This is a genomic window from Streptomyces sp. NPDC088732 (assembly GCF_044751205.1).
In the GTDB taxonomy this organism is placed as follows: Bacteria; Actinomycetota; Actinomycetes; order Streptomycetales; family Streptomycetaceae; genus Actinacidiphila.
In genome coordinates this window covers 1-3,348 of the sequence record NZ_JBIVLI010000060.1, presented here as the reverse complement: position 1 = coordinate 3,348, position 3,348 = coordinate 1, and the positions used below count along the sequence as shown (strand labels likewise).

Below are 3,348 nucleotides of genomic sequence, written 5' to 3'. Positions count from 1 at the left end.
CCGCAAGATGCAACGCCACCAACGACGACGAACACGCCGTGTCCACGCTCACCGCAGGACCCTCAAGACCCAACACATACGAGATACGACCCGACACGACGCTGCCCAGGCTCCCGTTGCCGAGGAACGCCTCGACACCCTCCGGGACCTCCAGCACCCGCGACCCGTAATCGTGATACATCACACCCGCGAACACACCCGTCCGGCTCCCCCGCAACGACAACGGATCGACACCCGCCCGCTCCAGCGCCTCCCACGCCGTCTCCAACAGCAACCGCTGCTGCGGATCCGTCGCCAACGCCTCCCGCGGCGAAATACCGAAGAACTCCGCATCAAAATCCGCCGCGTCATGGAGGAAGCTGCCCTGCCGGGTATAGGTGCGCCCGGGCAGGCCGGGCTCCGGGTCGTAGATCTTCCCCAGATCCCAACCACGGTCCTGCGGGAAGTCCGACACCGTGTCGCGCTGCTCGGCGACCAGGTCCCAGAGGCCGTCCGGGCCGGTCACCCCGCCCGGGAAGCGGCACGCCATGCCCACGATCACGACCGGGTCCGTGTCCGAGACCGCGACGCCGGCCGGCGCCTGGATCGGCTCGGCCGGTTCCGAGCCGACCAGCCGGGTCCTGAGGTATCCGGTCAGGACCTCCGGGCTCGGGTGGTCGAAGACCAGGGTGACCGGCAGTTTGATACCGGTCCGCTCGTTGAGGCGGTTGCGCAGTTCGATGGCGAGCAGGGAGTCGAAGCCGAGTTCCTTGAACGCCCGCGAGAGCTGGACGGCCTGGCCGTCCTCGTGTCCGAGTACCGCTGCGACCTGGTTGCGGACGAGATCGGTCAGTACCCGGTCCTGCTCCTCACGCGGCATCCGCACCAACGCATCAGCCAACGAACCAGCACCGGCCCCCACCACACCAGCCGACACAGAACGCCGCACCACACCAACAGGAACCAACCCCCGCAACAACCACGGCACACCCGCACCCGACGCCCGCACCGCCGCCACATCCAACCGCACCGGCACCACCACCGGCACCCCCGCACCACACCCCGCATCAAACAGAGCCATCCCCTCACCCGCGGACAACCCCACCACACCCCCACGAGCCATCCGAGACACATCAGCCCCCGACAGATGACCCGTCATCCCACTCCGCACATCCCACAAACCCCACCCCAACGACACCCCCACCAAACCCTCCGACCGCCGCAACACAGCCAGACCATCCAGAAAACCGTTCGCCGCCGCATAATTCCCCTGCCCCGCCCCATCCCACGAACCCGAAGCCGACGAGAACAGCACGAACGCCGACAGCGGGAGGTCCCGGGTCAGTTCGTGCAGGTGCCAGGCGGCGTCCGCCTTCGGCGCCAGCACCGTGTCCATGCGTTCGGGCGTCAACGACGTCAGGGTCCCGTCGTCCAACACACCCGCGGTGTGGATCACACCCGTCAGCGGATGCCCGGCCGGAACCGACCCCAGCAACGCCGCCACCTGCCCGCGATCCGACACATCACACGCCACCACATCCACCGCCTGCGCGCCCAGCGCGGACAACTCCTCACGCAACTCCCGCGCACCCGGAGCCCCCAAGCCACGCCGGCTCACCAGCAGCAGGTGCCGCACCCCGTGCCGCTCGGCCAGGTGACGGGCCGTCACCGCTCCCAGGCCGCCGGTGCCACCGGTCACCAGCACCGTCCCGCCCTCGGCGAACGACACCACCCCGGAACCGGCGACCGCCCGCACCAGACGCGGCACCACAACCCCGCCCGCACGCACCGCCACCTCGGGCTCGTGATCGACGGCCGGATCGGTGATCTCGGCGAGGTGGGCAAGGACCGCGGTGTCGGCGGCCGGGTCACCCGAGGGATCGAGGTCGACCAGCGCGACACGGCCGGGGTTCTCCGCCTGTACCGATCGGACCATGGCGGCGATCGCCGTGGTCACGGGGTTGGGTGCGTGCTCGTCCGTGTCGGTGCTGACGCCCCCGCGGGTCAGCACGACCAGCGGGACGTCGTCGTAGTGCGCGGTGGTGACCCAGTTCTGCAGCACGTCGAGGACGCGGTGCAGGGTGGCCCGCAGGACGGCGGGGTCCGCCACCGGAGGGTTCAGCGGAAGCACGAGGAGATCAGGCCGAGAGGCACCCTGGTCGACGGCCTCGGTGAGCGTGGCCAGATCGGGGTGGTGAGTGACGGCGGTGTGCGCCGGTACGGGCAGCTGGGGAGCGTCCCGGTCGAGGTCGAGAACGGCCCAGGCGTGCGGGGTGGTCGGTGTGGCGCCGGAGGCCGCACCGCCTGACCTCGCAGGAGTCCAGGGCGTCCAGGCGATCCGGTGGAGCCCGGCCGCGGCGTGGTCGCTCGGCCGGTCCAGCTGGTCAGCGGTCACCGGACGTGAGACCAGTGCCCCGACCGAACCGACCGGCTCACCCTGCAGGTCGGCGAAGGTGAAGGACACCGCGCCCGACCGGTCGGCCGCCAGCCGCGCGCGCAGGGCGGTGGCGCCGCTCGCGTAGAGGCGGACCCCGGTCCAGGCGAACGGCAGCGCGATCCCGGATTCCGCGGTGTCGGGGCGTACGAAGAGTTCGGTGGCGTGCAGCATCGCGTCGAGCAGGGCGGGGTGCAGTCCGAACGCGGCCGCGTCGGACCGGGCCGCCTCGGGGAGCACGACCTCGGCGAACACCTCGTCGCCACGTCGCCAGGCGGCCGTCAGCCCCTGGAACACCGGACCGTAACCGTAACCGCGGCCCGCCATCTCCTCGTACAGGCCCGTCACGTCGACCGGGACGGCTCCCGCCGGCGGCCAGACCCGCAGGTCGACGTCTTCACTCCGGCGAGTCCGGTCGAGCAGTCCCTGGGCGTGCCGGATCCACGGGGCGTCGGGGGACTGCCCCTCGCCGCGCGAGTAGACGCTCACCGGGCGTCGGCCGTCGGACTCGGCCGGGCCGACGGCCACTTGAATCGCGACAGCGCCCTGCGGCGGCAGGACCAGCGGCGTCTGGAGGGTGAGTTCGTCCAGGGTCCCGCAGTCCACCTGGTCGCCGGCGCGGATCGCCAGCTCGACGAAGGTCGTACCGGGCACGACAGTGCTGCCGAGAACGGTGTGGTCAGCCAGCCAGGAGTGGGTGTCCAGCGAGATCCGCCCGGTGAGTGTCACACCGTCGGAGTCCGGCATCGGGATCACGGCGGTCATCAGCGGGTGGGCGGACGAGATCTGGCCGTGGCCCGAGGCGCCGCGCGCGGCCGCGTCGGAGTTCAGCCAGTAGTGGGTGTGTTGGAAGGCGTAGGTGGGCAGGGGGATTCGGCGGGGGTGGGTGTTGGTGTAGGCGGGGGTCCAGTCGACGGGGATCCCGCGGGTGTGGA

The 3,348-nt window shown here is 71.0% G+C and carries 2 protein-coding genes; one reads left to right on the top strand and one right to left on the bottom strand.

The genetic code is table 11. The features are described from left to right. Positions 1–3,160: SDR family NAD(P)-dependent oxidoreductase (locus ACIP9H_RS42210; protein WP_401964250.1), on the bottom strand; the 3,160-nt coding region annotated here is incomplete at its 3' end. On the opposite strand from ACIP9H_RS42210, the gene ACIP9H_RS42205 reads away from it, so the two are divergent. Beyond that, on the top strand, positions 3,111–3,251 hold the full coding sequence (locus tag ACIP9H_RS42205; protein WP_401964252.1) for a hypothetical protein: 141 nt from the start codon (positions 3,111–3,113) through the stop codon (positions 3,249–3,251). The genes ACIP9H_RS42210 and ACIP9H_RS42205 overlap by 50 nt on opposite strands. The last annotated feature ends 97 nt before the right edge of the window (positions 3,252–3,348 follow it).